The following is an 18,155-nucleotide window of genomic DNA, read 5'->3' as shown; positions in this document are numbered from 1 at the left end:
GTGGCCGGAGTGGCCGCCCGGTCGGGCACGTCCATCGTGTCGCGCGACCAGGATCACAGCACGGCGAGCCGCAGGTCGAGGCCCTGTCGCCTCCCCGCGCGCTCGACGGTCGTGCTGTGCGCGGACGTCATCGGGCCCGGAGCGTCCGCTGCGGCACGGTCGTGACCGTGGGGGTCCTGTCCTCCGCTCTCCCGCACCGCCCGGCCGATGCCGTCGCACACCCGGGAAGCCGTCCCACGCCCGGGGTGCGGTGGACGGCGCGTTCTCCCCGCCGGCTCCGGCCGCGCCGATCCGTCGCCGGGAGCTGAGTTGGTCACGTCGCGGCCCGGGTACCCCCATCCCGTTCCGGCCCCTGGACCGGAACGGTGGCCGACCAGCCGCGGTCCCCGGCCACGGCTCCGACCGGAAGGGATCCCTGTGACCCAGCAGCTGAACAGCCTGTCCCTGGACGACGCCCGCCGCATCGTCGCGGCCGGGGAGGCACGCGCCGCGGAGATCGGGCAGCCGATGAACATCGCCGTCGTCGATGCGGGGGGCGACCTCGTCATGCACGTGCGGATGGACGGCGCGTGGCGCGGCAGTGTCGACATCGCCATCAACAAGGCCTTCACCGCCCGGGCCTTCGACATCGAGACGGCCGAGCTGGCCGACCTGGCCAAGCCGGGCGGGCCGTTCTACGGCATCCAGGCGTCCAACAACGGCAAGGTGATGGTCTTCGCCGGTGGCGCCCCCGTGCGCGCGGACGGGGTCATCGTGGGCGCGGTCGGGGTGAGCGGTGGCACCGGCGAGCAGGACACCACGGTCTGCGAGGCAGCCACCGCCGGCTTCTGACGTCGTCGGACCCACCGGGCGGCAACCCGGGTCGTCCCCGAGGGAGCGCAGCGCTCCGGGCGAGCGGACGCCTACACCGGCAACCGGCTCGCCCGGCGCAGCGCGGCCAGGCCGTCGGGCGTGCCGGGCCAGTGCCGGTCGATCGCGGCCGTGCCGGCGCGGTGGACCACCGAGCGCAGCACCAGGACGACCACGATCGCGTCGTCGGCGTGGCCGAGCACCGGCACGAAGTCGGGCACCAGGTCGATCGGCAGCGCCAGGTAGGCCAGCAACAGCCACAGCCGCACCCGGACGCCGCGCGACAGCGTGCCGTCGCCGGCCAGCCGGTGCACCAGCCTCAGCACGTCGGGCAGCAGGCGCAGCAGCTCCCGCAGCCGCAGCTCGTCCGGGCAGGTCCTCCACAGCACCAGCACCAGCACCAGCCAGCACAGCAGCAGGCCGCCCAGCACCCCGACCAGCGTCCACGCCCAGTCCGGCATCCCGCCGCCCCCTCCCTCGTCCCGGCCAGCGGCGGGACGGTGGCCCCCTACAGGGTCCCGCCGCGAGCCTGCGAGCGGTGGGGGCAGGGGGTCCTCAGTCCATCTCGACCGGGACCTCGCCGAACGCGACCAGGCTGACCAACCAGTACACGACGTAGAGCGCCAGGAGGATGCAGCCGTGCCACCGCGTCAGCCGGCCGGTGGAGAGGAGGTACGCAGCCAGCGCGGTGAGGACGACGAGCGCGGGCAGGTGCCAGGTGAACACGTCCGAGCCGACGACGATGCCGCCGGCCAGGAGGGTGATGCCCAGCTTCCCGGTGACCGAGAAGACGACGCTGCCGATGACGTTCCCGACCCCGATCTCCGGCACGCCCCTCCGGAAGGGCTCCACCGTCAGGAAGACGTCCTCCATGGTGAGCACGGCGGTGACGATGGTGGCGCCGAACACCGTGCCCTCGAGCCCGTAGGTCTCCAGGATCCCCTCGGTCCCGGTGCTCACGGTCGCCGCGCCGACGATGAGTCCGGCGAGTGCGACCACCGCCAGTCCGAGGTGGGCCCAGCCGGCGGGCAGCTCGCTCGGCTCGGCGCGGGGCTCGTCGACGACCTGCTGCGTCCGCTCAGCGCCGGGCCGTGCTGCTGCCCCGGCCGGCTGGTCCTGCAGCACGTGCGTGTCCGCCCCGCGTCGGGGAGGCGTGCCGTCCCCGACCTCGGCGACGGCGGCCTCGCACACCTCCTCGTCGCGGAAGACCGCGACGCTCCTGCGGAGCTCCCGGGCGGCGACGTAGCCGATGAACAGGACGAACAGACCGAGGAGCAGCAGTCCGTCGGTGACCGTCAGCGGCCCGATGAGCGTGAACGCGACCATCACCAGCGGGGCGGCGGCGAACACGACGAGGTAGTCGCGCGGGATGTCGACGACGCTCGGCCGGACGATCGCGGCGACCGCCAGGACGACGCCGGTGAAGGAGAGCGCCGTCCCGAACACGACGCCGAGCGCGACACCGCTGAGCTCCTCGAGGTTCAGCCCGACGCCGAGCGCGATGTCGTCGAACTCGACACCGGTGAAGACGATGGCCAGCAGGAACAGCGGGATCCGGAGACCACTGGCCGCCCCGACGAGGTGGGTGATGAGCTTCTCCGCGCTGACCACCAGCAGGGTCGCCCCGGAGATGAAGACGAACACCGAGGTCATGGCCGGGGCTCCTCCTCGCGACGACCCGCCGGGCAGGGGCGTGGACGGGCGGTCACCGGCTGCGCCCGGCGGCGGGGTACCGCCGCGGGGTCAGCGCCGCCGCACCCGACCGCGCCTCCTCGTCGGCGGCGGCCACCGCCTCGGCCACGAGGCCGTGGTCGGGCGAGAGGTGGCAGACCGGGTCGGTGCGGGCGGCGTCGCCGGTGAGCTGGAAGGCCTGGCAGCGGCAGCCGCCGAAGTCGAGCTCGCGGCGGTCGCAGCTGCGGCAGGGATCGGGCATCCAGTCCGTTCCGCGGAAGCGCTGGAACAGCGGTGACCGCTCCCAGATCCACGCCAGGGGGTGCTCGCGGACGCTCGCCCGGGGAAGCGGGAGGGTGTGCGCCGTGGGGCACGGGAGGACGTCGCCGTCGGGCACCACGGTGAGCTGGCGCGTGCCCCAGCCCCCCATGCAGGGTTTGGGGTAGCGGCTGTGGTAGTCGGGCAGCACGTAGATGACCTCCATGCGCCCCTGCAGGCGCTCGCGCGCCGCCCGCACCACGTCCTGGGCGCGCTCCAGCTGCGCCCTGCTCGGCAGGAGCCCGTCGCGGTTGCGCAGGGCCCACCCGTAGTACTGCGTGTGGGCCAGCTCGATCCGGTCGGCCCCCAGCTGCTCGGCCAGGTCGAGGATGCTGGCGACCCGGTCGACGTTGTGCCGGTGCAGGACGACGTTCAGCGTGAGCGGCCAGCCCAGCTCCTTCACCAGCCGGGCGGCGACCAGCTTGCGCTCGAACGACCGCACCCCGGCGAGGCGGTCGGACAAGGCGGCCTCGTCGGCCTGGAGGCTGATCTGCACGTGGTCGAGGCCTGCGGCCAGCAGCTCCTCCGCGCGGCGGGGCGTCAACCCGAGGGCGCTGGTGATCAGGTTGGTGTACAGGCCCAGCTCACCGGCGCACCGGACGATCTCGGGGAGATCGCGGCGCAGCAGCGGCTCACCGCCGGAGAGGTGCAGCTGCAGCACGCCGAGGTCGCGGGCCTCGACCAGCACCCGCTGCCACTCCGCCGTGGTCAGCTCGTCGGTGTGGGCGGCCAGGTCGATCGGGTTGGAGCAGTAGGAGCAGTGCAACGGGCAGCCGTAGGTCAGCTCGGCCAGCAGGCCGAACGGCCGGTCCACGGCCGGGCTAGCCACGACGGGCCTGTCCACGACCGGCCTCCGCGTTCCCGACCTCGAGCCACCGCCGGGCGGTGAGGCGGTCGACGAAGGCGCGCACCTCGTCGTCGTCCACGCGGTCGTACCGCCCGCGCAGCTTGGCCACGATCTCGGTCACCGTCCGCCGCCCGTCGCACAGCTCCAGGACGGCCGCCCCCGTGCCGTTGAGGACGGTGACCGCCTCCGGCGTCAGCAGCACGTGCCGCTCGCGTGCCGGGTCGAACCTCAGCCGGACGGAGCGGGCCAGCCGGGGGCGGTCGGCACTACTGGCGGTCTGCACAGGCGCGGTCGATCGCATCGAGCATGCTCCAGAGGACGTCGCACTTGAAGGACAGGGCCGCCAGGGCGGCCGCCTGGGTCCCCGGCGTCCGGCAGTGCTCCGTCACCACCTCCAGGGCGTGTGCGGAGTCGCGGGGCGCCTGCGTCAGGCGGGCCCGGAAGTAGGCCAGCCCCTGCGGGTCGATCCAGGTGTAGTGGCGCTCGAAGGCGGCGAGGCGCTCGGCCATCAGGTCCGGCGCGAAGAGCTCGGTCAGCGAGGAGGCCACCGCCTCGACCCACGGCCGGGTGCGGGCGAAGGTGACGTAGGCGTCGACGGCGAACCGCACGCCCGGGACGACGTGCCGCTGGTCCTCCATCTCCTCCCGGCCCAGGCCGACCGCCTCGCCGAGCCGCAGCCACGCCTCGATGCCACCCTCGCCGTCGGCGGTGCCGTCGTGGTCGTGGATGCGGCGGATCCAGCGGCGGCGCACCTGCCGGTCGGGGCAGTTGGCGAGGATCGCGGCGTCCTTGCGCGGGATGGCTGCCTGGTAGGCGAACCGGTTGGTCACCCAGCAGCGGATCTGCTCCCGGCCCAGCTCCCCCTCGTTCATCCTGCGGGAGAAGGGGTGCTGGTCGTGGTAGCGGCGGGACTGCTCGCGCAGCGCGGCCACGAACTCGTCGGTCGCCGTCGCGGTCAGCGTCATGAGGGGCCTCACACCTCCAGTTCGAGCCCGTCCACGGCGACCTCCATGCCGTGCTCCTCGACGGTGCGCCGCTCGGGCGCGTCCTCGAGGAGGATCGGGTTGGTGTTGTTGACGTGGACGTAGATCCGGCGCTCGACGGGCAGCCGGGCGAGCTGCTCGAGACTGCCCCCGGGACCGCTGATCGGCAGGTGCCCCATCTCGCGTGCCGTCCGGCCGGCCAGGCCGAGCCGGATCAGCTCGTCGTCGGACCAGCAGGTGCCGTCGACGAGCAGGCAGCAGCCGTCGAGCTCGTTCCGCACCTCCGGCGTCAGCTCCTGCAGCACCGGCAGGTGGACCAGCGCCCGGCCGCTGCGCTCGTCGGTGAGGCGGTAGCCGACGACCCGCCCCTCGCGAGAACCGGAGCGGAACCGGGCGCGCTTGGTCGTCGGGACGTCGAAGGCCCGGTAGGACAGCCCGTCGGCCAGCGGCACGTCCACCCCCGGCACGACCGGTCGCCACTCGACCGGGCAGTAGGCCTCCAGGGTGCGGAGCAGCGACGTCCCCTGGCGCAGCGTGTCGTGGGTCGCCTCGGTGGCGTGCAGGACGAGGCCTCCCCCCTCGCGGAGCAGCAGCAGCCCGAGCGTGTGGTCCAGCTCGGCGTCGGTGAGCAGCACGGCCTGCAGCGGGACCACCCGGGCGCCGTCGGGGCCGCTGGCGGGGTGCAGCGCGGGGAAGGACTCGATCTGGGCACGGATGTCCGGTGAGGCGTTGAGCAGGAACCACCGCCGGCGGTCCGCGCTCACCGCGATCGACGACTGGGTGCGCGGGCGGGCCGGCCGGGACCCGTCGCGCACCGCGCGGCACGGGGGGCAGGCGCAGTTCCACTGCGGGTAGCCGCCTCCCGCCGCCGAGCCCAGCACCCGCACCCACATGTCGATCGGTGGCCCTCCCGCAGCACGAAGACGGAGCCGTCCGGAGACGGAGAGGCGCCGGACCTCGTCGCCCGACGCCTCTCCGCCCGGTCCGGACGTGTCCGTCTAGTCCCAGTCCTCCTGGACGCCCATGTACGCGGTCGCCTCAGCGGACACCCGGATCTCCTCGAAGGAGGGGGCCTCCCACTCGTCTGCGCAGAGCGGGGAGACACGGAGCTCCTGGTCCATCACGGTCACCTCCCCCCGGCCGAGTCGATGTCCTCGGGCAGCGAGAAGACGAACATCGCCTGTCCGTGGGGGCCGCCCATCATCCCGGGCAGGAACCCCTCGACCCAGGCGCCCCAGCCGACCGGCACGGCGATGTACTGCTTGCCCTCGACGCTGTAGGTGCTCGGGCTGCTGTGGTGGCCGCTGCCGCAGTTGAACTGCCACAGGAACTCGCCGCTGCGGGCGTCGAGGGCCACGAACGTGCCGGACGGCGTGCCGGCGAAGACCACGTCGCCCGCCGTGCTGAGCACCGACGCGCACATCGGCAGGTCGTTGCGCCAGCGCCACACCTCCTCACCGGAGGCGTTGAACGCCGTCACCGACCCGGCCATGTCCTCGGCGTCCACGGTGACCGCCGCGCCCCAGTAGGGGATGCTCTCCTTGAACTCCCGGCGCCGGCGGGCGACCTTCGCGCCGGTGTCCTGCACCGGGACGTAGAACAGGCCCGTCCTGGGGCTGTACGACGCGTGGGTCCACTCCTTGGCCCCGGCCGGCCCCGGGTGGAAGTGCACCTCCTCGCCTTCCTTGTCCGGGTAGATCCTGGGCGTCACCGTGCCGTCGGGGCTGATCTCACCCCAGGTGATCCGGTCGACGAAGGGGAAAATCCGCACCCGCTCGCCGGTGGTGCGGTCCAGGACGAAGCAGTACCCGTTCTTGTCGAAGTGGGCCAGGAGCTTGCGCCCGTCCTCCTCGAACAGGATGCACTCCATGTTCGAGTCGTAGTCCCACAGGTCGTGAGGGGTGCACTGGTAGTGCCAACGGATCTCCCCGGTGTCGGCGTCCACCGCGATCACGCTGTCGGTGTAGAGGTTGTCCCCCGGTCGGACCTCCCCGTCGAAGTCGGGCGCGGGGTTGCCGGTCCCCCAGTACAGGAGGTTCGTCTCCGGGTCGAAGGTCCCGGTGACCCAGCAGTTGCCGCCGCCCCGCGCCCAGGCCTCACCGTCCTGCGGCCAGGTCTCCGAGCCCGGCTCGCCGGGCTTGGGGATCGTGTAGCAGCGCCACATCCGCTCCCCGGTCTCCATGTCGTAGGCGTCGAGGTGGCCGCGCACCCCGAACTCCCCGCCGGAGCTGCCGACGACGACCCGGTCCTTCACGACGAGCGGGGCCACCGTGAGGCTCTCCCCGGCGCGGACGTCCCCGCTGGTGACGTCCCAGATGCACTCACCGGTGGCGGCGTCCAGCGCGAGCACGTGGGCGTTGAGCGTGCAGACGAAGACCTTGCCCTTCGCCACGGCGACCCCGCGGTTGACGTTGCCGCAGCACAGCGAGACGTCGAAGGGGATCGCGTGCTTGTACTGCCACAGCAGCTGCCCGGTCTTGGCGTCGAGCGCCCAGACCCAGCCGTCCCACCCGGAGACGTACATGACGCCCTCGACGATGATCGGGCTGGTCTCGAAGGCGTACGTCGACTGGCCGGCGTGCAGCCCGTGGGGCGAGAAGCTGAACACCCAGGCCGGGGTGAGGCGGACGACGTTCTCCCTGTTGATCTGGTCGAGCGGGCTGTACCGCTGCCCGTCGTAGGCGCCGTAGTAGGTGAGCCAGTTCTGCGGTTCCGATCGGGCGTCGAGGATGCGCTCGTACGTCACGTCCTGGACCACGGGCGGCGCGTTCCCGGGCGCGGTGGTCAGCGACCCGAAGTCGACTGCCGGCGGGGCCTCTCCGTACTCGATCCCGGTCTTGTCCTGGATGTCGGTCATGAACTCAGTCCTGTCTACGGTCGGGGCTGCTGCGGGCGGTCGAGGCGTGCCGACTCCGGGACGTCGCCCCTCACGACGATCGCCCCGATCAGGCCCCGGCCCTCGTCGTTGCCGATGTTGGAGCTGAACCAGTAGTAACCAGGGCCGTCGAGGGTGACGGTCATGGTCCCGCGCGAGTAGTTCGGCAACCACATCCACTTGCTGTCACCGTTGGACGGCACGAGCGCGCAGTGCGTGTTCTGGTCGTCGTTGACGAACTCGATGTCCAGGTGCCCCCCACGGGGCAGGACGAGGACCGAGGGGTCCCAGATCAGCTGGTCGGGCACGATCCGGATCCGGGCGCGCATCCGGCCGCCGTCGCCCTCCTCGGCGTGTCCGATGTTCCCCGTGGCCAGCAGCCGACCGATCGTCGCCTGGTTCTGCCCGTCCAACCCGAGCTCGCTCAGCGCCGCGGATCGCTCCGATGCGGTGGTCGTCATCGACCTTCCCTCCTAGTGCGGTTCTCCTGTCGAGGCGGACTGATGAGGTGGTGCCTGCCGGTGCCTGCGACGGTCACGGCCAGGCCCCCGGACGACGTCCCGCCGCATCCCGCTCGGTCGGCGCCTGGGTGGCCATGCCACCTCCTCTCCCCTGGACTGCTGCAGCGGCGCGACGACCAGGCGCACCGGGTCGGAGCACGACCTTCGTGTAGCCGTCGACGCGCTGGTCGGCCTCCCGGTACGCGTCCGGGGCCTCGACGAGCGGCAGCTCGTGGGACACCACGAAGCCAGGCCTGGCCCGGCCCTCGGTGATCAGGTCCCGCAGCTGCCGGTCGTAGCGCCTGACGTCCGCCCGGCCGGTGCCCAGGCGCAGGCCCTTCTCGACCAGCGTGTCCATCGCGACGAGCAGCGTGCCGGGCCCGGCGTGCCCGCCGACGCCGTCAGGTCCACAGCGCACGCACGGGCCGGGGACGCCGAGCCCGCCGGTCGGCCGCACCGTGCGCACGAGCTGGTCGAGCACGGCCGCGGGCTCCGCGCCGTCCCCGGTCCCGGAGGGGACCGGGAACCCGACGGTGTCCACGCCCGCGTCGGTGCCCTCACCGCCGGTCAGGTCCTCGATCTGCTGCGCCGGGTCACCGGCGGAGGAGTCCACGGCGACGGCTCCGATGTCCCGCGCCCTGGCCAGTCGTTCGGGTGCGCAGTCGACGACGAACACCCGTGACGCGCCGCAGAGCAGCGCGCAGTACGCGGCCATCAACCCCACCGGCCCGGCGCCGTAGACCGCGACGGTCTCCCCAGGCGAGACGCTGGCTAGGCGGCAGCCGTGGTACCCGGTGGGGAAGACCTCGGAGAGCAGCACGTAGTCGGACTCGTGCTCGGTGCCGGCGGGCAGCGGCAGGCAGTTGAGGTCCGCGTGGGGGACCCGCAGGTACTCCGCCTGGCCGCCGGCGGACGGGGTCGGGGCCGGGGCGACGCTGCCGTACGCGCCGGCCCCCCGGCCGGCCCAGGCGGCGGTGAGGCAGGAGCCGGTGGCGCCCGCCCGGCAGTTCCGGCAGGAGCCGCAGGCCACCGTGAACGGCATCACGACGCGGTCGCCCTGCTCCAGGGCGGAGACGCCGGCGCCGACCTCCTCCACGATGCCGAGGTTCTCGTGGCCGAACACGGCACCCGGCTCGGCGCCCGCCCGTCCCTCGTACGCGCACAGGTCGGCTCCGCAGATGCACGTCGAGGTGATCCGCACGATCACGTCGTTCGGCTGCTCGATCCGGGGGTCGGGGACCTCCTCCACCGCCACCTCGAAGGGCCTCCGGTAGACCACCGCCTGCACGCGTGCCCACCCCCTCCCGCCGCCGCTCCCCGGTCGCGCTGGGGGACACCGCTGCCGTGGCCGACCCGCTTGCTGCCGGGCGCCTGCTCACCGATGCTGGGACGCTCTTCCCCCCGACCCCAAGGGGAGCGGGATGAACGGCGCGAAAGACACGACGAACGGTGCGTCAGCCGCGGCGAGCGGAGCGGCGTCCCCCGACGACGGCCTCGAGCGGGTCAGCGCCGCGCGGGAACGGTTCGCCGCCGGAGCGGACACCGTCCACGGGGTCCGTCCCGAGATCCTCATGTCCTGGTACCGGTGCCGCGAGCAGTACGAGGTCGACCCGGACCTGGACCGGGCGCCCGCCGCGGCCGCGGGGACCGCGCACTCGATGGAGCACGACGTGGTGTTCGCCGAGCTCGGGGGCCTGGCCGCCCGCGCCGCGGGCGAGGTCGACGGCCTCGACGGCCTCGTGACGGTGGCCGACTCCGACGGGCGGGTCCTGGCGTCCTGGGGCAGCCGGCGGGTGCTCCACCTGGCCGAGGACCACAACCTCGCGGCCTGGTCGGCCTGGTCGGAGTGGGCGAGCGGCACCAACGGCACCGGCACCGCGCTGGAGAGCCACCGTCCCGTCCTGGTGCGGGGACCCGAGCACTGGTGCCAGGGGTTCCACCACTGGAGCAGCGCCGGTGTCGCGGTGCGCGACGTCGTCACCCGCGATCCGCTCGGCGCGCTGCAGATCTCCTGCTGGCAGACGCCGTTGTCCGACGCGGTGCTGCCGTGGCTGCACACGGTCGCCGCGTCCACCGAGGCCAAGCTGCGGCGGCGGGCGCACCACACGGGCACCCTGCTGGCGGCCGCGCTCGCCGACGCCCGGGTGCCCCCCGCGACGCCGCTCGCCGCCGTCGACACGGCGGGGAAGGTCGTGCTCGCCAACGGGGAGGCCGCCGTCCTGCTGGGCACCCCCGCCGACACCCCGGCCTGCGCTCCGGCGCACCGGTGGACCCCGCAAGTCCGCGCGCTGCCGCAGCTGGCCCGCCGGGCGACCGAACGAGCCCGGCAGGACCCGTGCTGGAGCGGATCGACCCTGGTCTACGTGCCCTTCCTCGACACCCCCGTCTCGGTCGCGGTCCGCCCCGTGTTCGACGGCTCCCAGGTGCTCGGCGCGCTCCTCGCATTCGGGCCTCCCGACCCGGCCGGCTCCGGGGAACCCCTGGACGAGCCCGGACCCCGCTCCGCCGAGCCGCGCCCGTACCGGGACCGGGTCATCGCGCTGCGCGACGACCGATGGGTCCTCCTCGACCCCCGCGAGATCCGCTTCGCCGAGGTCGACCACAACAACGTCTGGCTGACCAGCGACCAGGGACGGCTCCTGGCCGTCGCCCGGGGGCTGGACCGCCTCGAACAGGAACTGGGGGGCAAGGGGTTCATGCGCGTGCACCGCCGGTTCCTGGTCAACCTCGGCCGGGTGCGGGAGATCGAGCAGGGGTTCAAGGGGGCGCTCTTCCTCGCCACGGACACCCGACCCCGGGAGACCGTCCCGGTGGCCCGCCGCCACATCCCGTACGTCCGCCAGGCGCTCGGTCTGTAGGGCGGGATGACCGGTCACCTCGCCACGGCCCACGCCCTGCTGCGCCGGCACCCCTTGGTCGACGGCCACAACGACCTGCCGTGGGCTCTGCGCACCCGGTTCGGAGGCGACCTGGACCGGCTGGACCTCGCGGGCCCCGTGCCGGGGACGCAGACCGACCTGCCGCGGTTGCGGCGCGGCGGGGTCGGCGGCCAGTTCTGGTCGGTCTACGTCCCGGGCACGCTGCAGGGCGACTCGGCGGTGGCCGCCACGCTGGAGCAGGTCGACCTCGTCCACCGGATGATCCGCGCCCACCCGGACGACCTGGAGCTCGCACTCGGAGCCGACGACGTGGCGGCCGCCTTCGCCCGCGGCCGGATCGCCTCGCTGCTCGGCGCCGAGGGCGGCCACTCCATCGCGAACTCGCTGGGCGTCCTCCGGGTGCTGCACCGGCTCGGTGTCCGCTACCTGACGCTGACGCACAACGTGAACGTGCCCTGGGCGGACTCGGCGACCGACGTCCCCGCGATCGGTGGGCTGAGCCCGTTCGGTCGCGAGGTGGTGCGCGAGATGCACCGGCTCGGGATGCTGGTCGACCTCTCCCACGTGGCGGCCGACACGGCGCGCGACGTCCTGGCGGTCGCGGAGGCACCGGTCGTCTTCTCCCACTCGGGAGCCCGCGCCGTCTGCGACTCCCCGCGGAACGTCCCGGACGACCTGCTCCGCCGGCTGGCCGCCAACGGCGGGGTGTGCATGGTGACGTTCGTCCCGGACTTCGTGTCGCCACGGTGCCGCGCCTGGGCCCTCGGACTCCGGACCGAGGTGGAGCGGCGGGGGCTCGACCCGCGGGACGCCGGGGTCCGTGCCACGGTGGGCGCCGAGTACGCCGCCGAGCACCCGCGGCCGCGCGCGTCGCTCGCCGAGGTGGCCGACCACGTCGAGCACGTGCGCACGGTGGCCGGCATCGACCACGTCGGCATCGGCGGGGACTACGACGGGACCGACGACGTCCCCGACGGCCTGGACGACGTCGCCTGCTACCCCGCGCTGGTCGCCGAGCTGCTCGGCCGCGGCTGGAGCCAGGACGACTGCGTCAAGCTGGTCGGCGGGAACGTCCTGCGGGTGCTCCGGGAGGCCGAGGCCGTGTCCCGCTCCGCCGCCGCCGTGCGGGGCCCGTCGACGGCGCGGATCGAGGACCTAGACCGGCCGTGAGCCGGTGCGCGCCGGAACCCGACCGCCGCCCATCCGGCGCCCGAACGCAGCGCGGGTGTCCCGTGCGCCGGGGTCAGACGCGCAGGCCTGTCATGCCGCCGTCCACCCGCAGCACCGTGCCTGTCGTCGAGGCCGCCAGCGGGGAGGCGAGCGAGGCGATCGCGTGCGCGACCTCCTCGGCGGTCACCAGCCGGCCCAGCGGCTGGCGCTGCCGCAGTGCCTCGGCCGCTGCGGCCGGGTCCTCGGCGGCACCGAGGAGCCGGCCGACCCACGGCGTCTCCGCCGTCCCGGGGGCCACGGCGTTGACCCGGATGCCCTCCCGGACGTGGTCGGCGGCCATGGCCAGGGTCAGGGCGAGCACCGCCCCCTTGCTCGCGCTGTAGAGCGCCCGCTGGCGGACGCCGACGAACGCCACCGCCGAGCAGGTGTTCACCACGGCCGCGTGCGCGGACCGGCGCAGGTGCGGCAACGCCGCCCGGGCCACCCGGGCCATGCCGGTGACGTTCACGTCGAGGACCCGGGCCCACTCCGCGTCGTCGTTCTCCCCCACGTGCCCGGTCGCGCCGACGCCGGCGTTGTTGACCAGCACGTCGAGGCCGCCCAGCCGCTCGACGACCGTCCCGACGGCCGCGTCGACGGCCGCGGCGTCCGTGACGTCGCAGCGCAGCGCCAGGACGCCGTCCGGGGCGCCGTCGGTCCCGCGGTCCAGCACGGCGACGCGCGCGCCGCGCTCCTGGAGCAGGCGGGCGGTGGCCGCGCCGATGCCGCTGGCGCCGCCGGTCACCACGGCGACCAGCCCGTCGAACTCGGTCATGTCAGACACCCCTCGGGTCGACGTGGGTCTTGGGGCCGGGGCCGGCTCCCTCGATGCGCTCGCCGGCCAGCACGGCACCGACCCGGTCGAGACCGACGGTCGCCGCGACGAGCGGCCGCGGGTCGACCGCGCCGCCGGCGTAGGCGGCGATGGTGTCCTCCAGCGCCGGCGAGGCCGACAGCACGCCCACCGCGGTGACGTCCTTGAGCAGCAGGGTCCGGGTGTCGATCGTGCTGGGGTCGCCGGAGATGCCGATGTAGACCACCCGTCCGGCCGGTTGCACCACGTCGAGGGCCAGGGCCGGGAGGTGGACGGCGTTGGAGGCGTCGACGACCGCGTCGAACGGCTCGTCCGGCAGCGTCGCCTCGGTCCAGGCGTGCGCGAAGCCGAGGCTGCGGGCGAAGGCCAGCGACTCCTCGCCGAGACCCATCAGGTGCACCTCGGCGCCGGCGGCGCGCAGGAACATCGCCGTCAGCAGCCCGATGGTCCCCGGGCCGAGCACCAGGGCCCGGTCGCCGGGGCCCACGCCGGCGGCCTGCGCCGCGCGCAGCGCGTTGCCGCCGGGCTCGACGAGCGCGCCGAGGACGGCGTCGACGCGATCCGGCAGCGCGTGCAGCGACCACGCGGGGACGGCGAGCTGCTCGGCCAGCGCACCGGGACGGCCGCCGCGGATGCCGACCTCCTGGCGGCGCGCGCAGACGTGCTGGGCGCCCCTCCGGCAGGCGCGGCAGGTCCGGTCGCCCAGCATGGTGTCGCCCATGACGCGGCGGCCGAGCCAGGCGGGGTCGACGCCGTCCCCGACGGCGGAGACGGTGCCCGCCCACTCGTGGCCCAGCCGCATGGGGTAGGCGGAGTGCCCCTCGTGCAGGTAGGTCATCTCGCCGGTGAAGAACTCGACGTCGGTGCCGCAGACGCCCACCCGCTCGACGTCGACGACGACCTCGCCGGGGACGGCCACGGGCGCGGGCACCTCCTGCACCGACGCCTCCCCCGGCGCGGTCAGCACGAACGCCCGCACGGTGGGTGTGCTCACCGCGGTCCGAGCACGTGCTGCCGCTGCGACCCCAGCCTGTCGATGCCGAGCTCCACGACGTCACCGGGCTGCAGCCACACGGGCGGCCGGAACCCCATGCCGACACCGGGCGGGGTACCGGTGTTGATCAGGTCACCGGGCTCCAGGACCATGAACTGGCTCAGGTGGTGCACGATCACGTACGGGTCGAAGACCATCGTCTCGGTGTTGCCGGTCTGCCGGCGCACCCCGTTGACGTCCAGCCACATGTCCAGGGCCAGGACGTCGTCGATCTCGTCCGGGGTGACCAACCAGGGGCCGGCCGGGTTGAACGTCTCGGCGGACTTGCCCTTGGACCACTGGCCGCCGCGCTCCATCTGGAACGCCCGCTCGCTGACGTCGTTGACGACCAGGTAGCCGGCGATCGCGTCGCGGGCCTCCTCGACCGAGTCCAGGTAGCTGGTGCGCCGGCCGATGACCAGGCCCAGCTCGACCTCCCAGTCGGGCTTGGTTGACCCGCGCGGGATGCGCACGTCGTCGTCCGGGCCGACGAGCGTGTTGGGCGACTTGGTGAACAGGATCGGTTCGGCAGGCACCGGCTGGCCGGTCTCGGCGGCGTGGTCGCGGTAGTTGAGGCCGATGCACAGGATCTGGTGCGGCCGCGCGATCGGCGCACCGATCCGCTCCCCGGCGAAGCGGCCGACCTGCCCGTTGGCCGCGCGCTCGGCCACCACCGGGCGGAGGAGCTCGGGGCCTCCGCTGCCGAAGAAGGTCTCGTCGAAGTCGGGGGCGACGTCGGAGACGTCGACGTAGGTCTCCTCGTCCAGGCGGACGACGGGCTTCTCGGCGCCGGGCGCGCCGATGCGCATCAGGTACACGGGACTGTCTCCAGGGTCGGGTGCGGGCAGGCCGGTGCCGGGCAGAGCTCGAGCACGGGCGCGACGGTCCGCGTCACCGGGCCTCTCCCATCGGCCCCAGCAGCCCCCGGACCACGCCGAGGGCCTCGACCAGGGCGGACAGCGGTGTCCGGTAGGCGAGCGCGCTGATGCTCAGCGCACCCGACGGCGCGCTCGGCGAGGTGAGGAAGACCGGCAGCGCCAGGCAGTTGACGCCGGTCTCGTTCTCCTGGTGGTCGGTGGCGTACCCCTGCTCCCGTGTCCGCGCCAGGTCGCGGTGCAGGTCCTCGACCGTGCAGCGGGTCCGCGGCGTGCGCCGTACGAGCTCCGCCGTCCCAGCCCAGGCCGCCACGTCCTCGCGGGTGGTCAGCCGGTGCGCCAGCAGGAGCTTGCCGACGGCCGTGGCGTGGGCCGGGTTGCGCCCGCCGATCGTCGAGGTCAGCCGCACGGCCCCGGTCGGCGGGTCGACCTTCGCGCGGTAGACCACCTCGCGGCCGTCGAGGACCGCGTAGTGGGAGGTCTCCCCGAAGTGGGCGGCCAGGCTCTCCAGCACCGGGCGCACGCGGACGTGCTCCGGCCGGGCCTCGTGGTGGGCGAACGCCATCCGGAGGAACTCGTCGCCGAGCACGTAGTGGCCCCGGGCGTCCTGGTCGGCGAGGCCGGCGCGCCGCAGCGAGCCGAGCGCGCGGTGCACGGTCGGTTTGGGGCTGCCGATCGCCCGGGTCAGCTCCTCCAGGCCGGCGCCGTCGGCGTGGCGGGCCAGCTCCTTGAGCACGGCGAGCACCCGGTCGGAGCCGACGAGCCGGCTCTCGTCGAGCCGGCTCACACCGTCCCCTCCGGGTGCTGTCGCTCCGCCGGATGTGTGCGTAGCCTCCATCGCGTTCCAGAAGCTAGACCATCGTCTCGACTGTTGGAAAGGCAGCTTCTCGTGACGCTCCGGAGCGCGCAGTGGTACGCGGGGGACGCCCGCAACGCCTACATCCACCGGGCCTGGATGCGCCGCGGCGTGCCGGGCGACGCCTTCGACCGGCCGCAGATCGCGATCGCCAACACCGCCTCGGACCTGACGCCGTGCAACGCGCACCTCACCGAGGTCGCGGCGTCCGTGCGCAACGGCGTCCTCGAGGCCGGCGGCGTCCCGCTGGAGCTGCCCGTGGTGTCCCTCGGTGAGACGCAGGTCCGGCCCACGGCGATGCTCTGGCGCAACATGGCCGCGATGGCCACCGAGGAGATGCTCCGGGCCAACCCGGTCGACGGCGTCGTGCTGCTCGGCGGCTGCGACAAGACCATCCCGTCGCTGCTCATGGCCGCGGCCTCGGTGGACCTGCCCGCCGTCGTCGTCCCCGGTGGGCCGATGCTGACCGGCACCTTCCGCGGCGTACCGCTGGGCTGCGGCACCGACGTGTGGCGGCTGAGCGAGGAGGTCCGCGCCGGCACCCTCTCGCAGGAGGCGTTCACCCGGTCGGAGTCGTCGATGATCCGCAGCCGGGGGCACTGCAACACGATGGGCACCGCCTCGACCATGGCGCTGGTCGCCGAGGCGCTGGGCACCGTCGTCCCGGGCGTCGCCGGCACGCCTGCTCCCGACAGCCGGCTGCTGGAGGCCGCGCACGGCACCGGCCGGCTGGCCGTGGAGATGATCACCGCCGACCGGCGGCCGAGCACCTTCCTCACCAGGGCCTCCTTCACCAACGCGATCGTCGCACTCGCCGCCATCGGCGGGTCGACCAACGCCGTCGTCCACCTGCTGGCCATCGCCGGCCGGCTCGGCATCGACCTCACGCTCGACGACTTCGACCGGATCGGCTCGTCCGTGCCCGTGCTGGTCGACCTGCAGCCCGCCGGCCGCTTCCTCATGGAGGACTTCCACCGGGCCGGCGGCCTGCTCGCGGTCCTGCGCGAGGTGCGCGACCTGCTCGACCCGACCGCGCTCACCGTCACCGGCAAGCCGCTCGTCGACTCCCTGGAGGACGCGCCGATCTGGGATCCCGAGGTCATCCGCACCCGTGCCGAACCCCTGGTCGCCGAGGGCGGCATCGCCGTGCTGCGCGGCAACCTCGCCCCGACCGGTGCGGTGATCAAGCCGGCCGCCGCCTCGCCGCACCTGCTGCGGCACCGGGGCCGGGCGGTGGTGTTCGACTCGATCGAGGACTTCCACGCCCGCATCGACGACCCCGACCTCGACGTCGACGCCGACTCCGTCCTCGTGCTCCGCGGCTGCGGCCCGAGGGGCTACCCCGGCATGCCCGAGGTGTCGAACATGCCGCTGCCGAAGAAGCTGCTGCAGCAGGGCGTCCGGGACATGGTCCGGGTCTGCGACGGGCGGATGAGCGGCACCGCCTACGGCACCGTCGTCCTGCACGTCACCCCCGAGGCCGCCGCCGGCGGCCCGCTGGCCCTGGTCCGGACCGGTGACGTGGTCAGCCTCGACGTCGCGGCCCGCCGCATCGACGTCGAGGTGCCGGACGACGAGCTGGCCCGGCGCGCACCGGACGCGGCCACCGTGGCCGCCTTCGCCGACCCGCGACGCGGGTGGGAGCGCCTCTACGTCGACCACGTGCTGCAGGCCGACACCGGCGCCGACCTCGACTTCCTGCTCGGCTCCAGCGGCTCGGCCGTCAGCCGCGAGTCGCACTGACCCCGCCACCCGGCACGCGGACGTGACGACGACCCGGACCGCCCTGGTGACCGGCGGCGCCAGCGGCATCGGCGCGGCCACCGCCGAGCGGCTCCGCGCCGACGGGCTCGAGGTGGTGACCCTCGACCTCGGCGGGGCCGACGTGTCCGCCGACGTCACCGACGAGGAGGCGCTGCGGCAGGTGGCCGGCGAGGTGGGACCGGTCGACGTGCTGGTGAACTCCGCGGGCATCGTCGGGCCGAACCGGCCGCTGGTGCAGACCACCGCCGACGAGTGGCGCCGCGTCCTCGACGTCAACGTCGTCGGGACGGTGAACACCCTGCGGGCCTTCGTGCCCGGGATGGCCGAGCGCGGCTGGGGGCGCGTCGTCAACGTCGCCAGCATGGCCGGCAAGGACGGCAACCCCGGCCTCGCGGCCTACTCGGCCGCCAAAGCTGCGGTCATCGCGCTGACCAAGTCCGCGGGCAAGGAGCTGGCGACCACCGGCGTGCTGGTCAACGTGATCGCCCCGGCGGTCATCGCCACGCCGATGAACGCGGCGACCGCGCCCGAGGTGCTGGCGCACATCACCGGCCTCATCCCGATGAAGCGGGTGGGCCGGCCCGAGGAGGTCGCCGAGCTGGTCGCCTTCCTGTGCTCCGACCGGGTCAGCTTCTCCACCGGCGCCGTCTACGACATCAGCGGCGGCCGCGCCACCTACTGA

At 74.0% G+C, this 18,155-nt stretch carries 19 protein-coding genes; 5 read left to right on the top strand and 14 right to left on the bottom strand.

Annotated elements, in window-relative coordinates; all coding sequences use genetic code 11:
• The first annotated feature begins 417 nt into the window (after nucleotides 1-417).
• Complete coding sequence (locus tag GOBS_RS12030) at nucleotides 418-831, top strand: GlcG/HbpS family heme-binding protein (protein ID WP_012948565.1); 414 nt, start codon at nucleotides 418-420, stop codon at nucleotides 829-831.
• Between the two features lie 71 nt (nucleotides 832-902).
• Here GOBS_RS12030 and GOBS_RS12025 read toward each other — a convergent pair whose 3' ends face one another.
• From GOBS_RS12025 to GOBS_RS11985, 10 genes are all read right to left on the bottom strand, one after another.
• A complete protein-coding gene (locus tag GOBS_RS12025) occupies nucleotides 903-1,310 on the bottom strand; it encodes a DUF1232 domain-containing protein (protein WP_012948564.1) in 408 nt (135 codons plus the stop codon).
• Nucleotides 1,311-1,404: 94 nt separating this feature from the next.
• Complete coding sequence (locus GOBS_RS12020) at nucleotides 1,405-2,502, bottom strand: sodium:calcium antiporter (protein ID WP_012948563.1); 1,098 nt, start codon at nucleotides 2,500-2,502, stop codon at nucleotides 1,405-1,407.
• 52 nt (nucleotides 2,503-2,554) lie between these two features.
• Nucleotides 2,555-3,667: a pyrroloquinoline quinone biosynthesis protein PqqE gene (gene pqqE / locus GOBS_RS12015; RefSeq protein ID WP_012948562.1), complete on the bottom strand. Its 1,113-nt coding sequence runs from the start codon at nucleotides 3,665-3,667 to the stop codon at nucleotides 2,555-2,557.
• Nucleotides 3,660-3,986 carry a pyrroloquinoline quinone biosynthesis peptide chaperone PqqD gene (pqqD, locus tag GOBS_RS12010; protein WP_049788238.1) on the bottom strand — a complete coding sequence of 109 codons (327 nt, stop codon included), beginning with the start codon at nucleotides 3,984-3,986 and terminating at the stop codon, nucleotides 3,660-3,662. The genes pqqE and pqqD overlap by 8 nt, the downstream gene beginning before the upstream one ends.
• Nucleotides 3,952-4,650, bottom strand: a complete 699-nt coding sequence (gene pqqC / locus GOBS_RS12005; RefSeq protein ID WP_012948560.1) for a pyrroloquinoline-quinone synthase PqqC — start codon at nucleotides 4,648-4,650, stop codon at nucleotides 3,952-3,954. The genes pqqD and pqqC overlap by 35 nt, the downstream gene beginning before the upstream one ends.
• 8 nt (nucleotides 4,651-4,658) lie before the next feature.
• On the bottom strand, nucleotides 4,659-5,561 hold the full coding sequence (gene pqqB / locus GOBS_RS12000; protein ID WP_012948559.1) for a pyrroloquinoline quinone biosynthesis protein PqqB: 903 nt from the start codon (nucleotides 5,559-5,561) through the stop codon (nucleotides 4,659-4,661).
• 105 nt (nucleotides 5,562-5,666) lie between these two features.
• On the bottom strand, nucleotides 5,667-5,789 hold the full coding sequence (gene pqqA, locus GOBS_RS26270; protein WP_012948558.1) for a pyrroloquinoline quinone precursor peptide PqqA: 123 nt from the start codon (nucleotides 5,787-5,789) through the stop codon (nucleotides 5,667-5,669).
• A gap of 5 nt (nucleotides 5,790-5,794) precedes the next feature.
• Nucleotides 5,795-7,525, bottom strand: a complete 1,731-nt coding sequence (locus tag GOBS_RS11995) for a PQQ-dependent dehydrogenase, methanol/ethanol family (RefSeq protein WP_012948557.1) — start codon at nucleotides 7,523-7,525, stop codon at nucleotides 5,795-5,797.
• A 14-nt stretch (nucleotides 7,526-7,539) separates the two neighbouring features.
• Nucleotides 7,540-8,004: an MSMEG_3727 family PQQ-associated protein gene (locus tag GOBS_RS11990; RefSeq protein WP_012948556.1), complete on the bottom strand. Its 465-nt coding sequence runs from the start codon at nucleotides 8,002-8,004 to the stop codon at nucleotides 7,540-7,542.
• Nucleotides 8,005-8,077: 73 nt separating this feature from the next.
• Nucleotides 8,078-9,331 (bottom strand): glutathione-independent formaldehyde dehydrogenase, encoded by a 1,254-nt coding sequence (locus GOBS_RS11985; RefSeq protein WP_012948555.1) that lies wholly within the window; start codon nucleotides 9,329-9,331, stop codon nucleotides 8,078-8,080.
• 133 nt (nucleotides 9,332-9,464) lie between these two features.
• Between GOBS_RS11985 and GOBS_RS11980 the strand changes: the two genes are divergently transcribed.
• Together GOBS_RS11980 and GOBS_RS11975 are read left to right on the top strand one after the other, a co-directional pair.
• On the top strand, nucleotides 9,465-10,901 hold the full coding sequence (locus GOBS_RS11980) for a DNA-binding protein (protein WP_012948554.1): 1,437 nt from the start codon (nucleotides 9,465-9,467) through the stop codon (nucleotides 10,899-10,901).
• Nucleotides 10,902-10,907: 6 nt separating this feature from the next.
• A complete protein-coding gene (locus tag GOBS_RS11975) occupies nucleotides 10,908-12,092 on the top strand; it encodes a dipeptidase (protein WP_012948553.1) in 1,185 nt (394 codons plus the stop codon).
• 73 nt (nucleotides 12,093-12,165) lie between these two features.
• On the opposite strand, the gene GOBS_RS11970 is transcribed toward GOBS_RS11975, so the two are convergent.
• The 4 genes from GOBS_RS11970 to GOBS_RS11955 form a co-directional block, all read right to left on the bottom strand.
• Nucleotides 12,166-12,906, bottom strand: a complete 741-nt coding sequence (locus GOBS_RS11970) for an SDR family NAD(P)-dependent oxidoreductase (protein WP_012948552.1) — start codon at nucleotides 12,904-12,906, stop codon at nucleotides 12,166-12,168.
• A 1-nt stretch (nucleotide 12,907) separates the two neighbouring features.
• Nucleotides 12,908-13,939, bottom strand: coding sequence for a zinc-dependent alcohol dehydrogenase (locus GOBS_RS11965; protein ID WP_012948551.1), 1,032 nt, complete (start codon nucleotides 13,937-13,939; stop codon nucleotides 12,908-12,910).
• Entirely contained in the window at nucleotides 13,936-14,787 is an 852-nt protein-coding gene (locus tag GOBS_RS11960; RefSeq protein ID WP_243697739.1) for a fumarylacetoacetate hydrolase family protein, read from the bottom strand. The genes GOBS_RS11965 and GOBS_RS11960 overlap by 4 nt, the downstream gene beginning before the upstream one ends.
• Nucleotides 14,788-14,869: 82 nt before the next feature.
• A complete protein-coding gene (locus GOBS_RS11955; RefSeq protein ID WP_012948549.1) occupies nucleotides 14,870-15,640 on the bottom strand; it encodes an IclR family transcriptional regulator in 771 nt (256 codons plus the stop codon).
• 102 nt (nucleotides 15,641-15,742) lie between these two features.
• Between GOBS_RS11955 and GOBS_RS11950 the strand changes: the two genes are divergently transcribed.
• Entirely contained in the window at nucleotides 15,743-17,452 is a 1,710-nt protein-coding gene (locus tag GOBS_RS11950; protein WP_012948548.1) for an IlvD/Edd family dehydratase, read from the top strand.
• A 22-nt stretch (nucleotides 17,453-17,474) separates the two neighbouring features.
• Nucleotides 17,475-18,155 carry an SDR family NAD(P)-dependent oxidoreductase gene (locus GOBS_RS11945; protein WP_012948547.1) on the top strand — a complete coding sequence of 227 codons (681 nt, stop codon included), beginning with the start codon at nucleotides 17,475-17,477 and terminating at the stop codon, nucleotides 18,153-18,155.

The organism is Geodermatophilus obscurus DSM 43160, assembly GCF_000025345.1.
In the GTDB taxonomy this organism is placed as follows: domain Bacteria; phylum Actinomycetota; class Actinomycetes; order Mycobacteriales; family Geodermatophilaceae; genus Geodermatophilus; species Geodermatophilus obscurus.
Note: the sequence above shows the minus strand (reverse complement) of the source record. Positions and strands in the feature narration are given on the sequence as shown.

Coding starts and splice junctions, on each gene's coding strand:
- GOBS_RS12025 (WP_012948564.1), bottom strand. CDS start 1,310: ATGCCGGACTGGGCGTGGACGCTGGTCGGGGTGCTGGGCGGCCTGCTG.
- GOBS_RS12020 (WP_012948563.1), bottom strand. CDS start 2,502: ATGACCTCGGTGTTCGTCTTCATCTCCGGGGCGACCCTGCTGGTGGTC.
- pqqD (WP_049788238.1), bottom strand. CDS start 3,986: ATGCGATCGACCGCGCCTGTGCAGACCGCCAGTAGTGCCGACCGCCCC.
- pqqC (WP_012948560.1), bottom strand. CDS start 4,650: ATGACGCTGACCGCGACGGCGACCGACGAGTTCGTGGCCGCGCTGCGC.
- pqqB (WP_012948559.1), bottom strand. CDS start 5,561: ATGTGGGTGCGGGTGCTGGGCTCGGCGGCGGGAGGCGGCTACCCGCAG.
- pqqA (WP_012948558.1), bottom strand. CDS start 5,789: ATGGACCAGGAGCTCCGTGTCTCCCCGCTCTGCGCAGACGAGTGGGAG.
- GOBS_RS11995 (WP_012948557.1), bottom strand. CDS start 7,525: ATGACCGACATCCAGGACAAGACCGGGATCGAGTACGGAGAGGCCCCG.
- GOBS_RS11990 (WP_012948556.1), bottom strand. CDS start 8,004: ATGACGACCACCGCATCGGAGCGATCCGCGGCGCTGAGCGAGCTCGGG.
- GOBS_RS11980 (WP_012948554.1), top strand. CDS start 9,465: ATGAACGGCGCGAAAGACACGACGAACGGTGCGTCAGCCGCGGCGAGC.
- GOBS_RS11975 (WP_012948553.1), top strand. CDS start 10,908: ATGACCGGTCACCTCGCCACGGCCCACGCCCTGCTGCGCCGGCACCCC.
- GOBS_RS11970 (WP_012948552.1), bottom strand. CDS start 12,906: ATGACCGAGTTCGACGGGCTGGTCGCCGTGGTGACCGGCGGCGCCAGC.
- GOBS_RS11960 (WP_243697739.1), bottom strand. CDS start 14,787: ATGCGCATCGGCGCGCCCGGCGCCGAGAAGCCCGTCGTCCGCCTGGAC.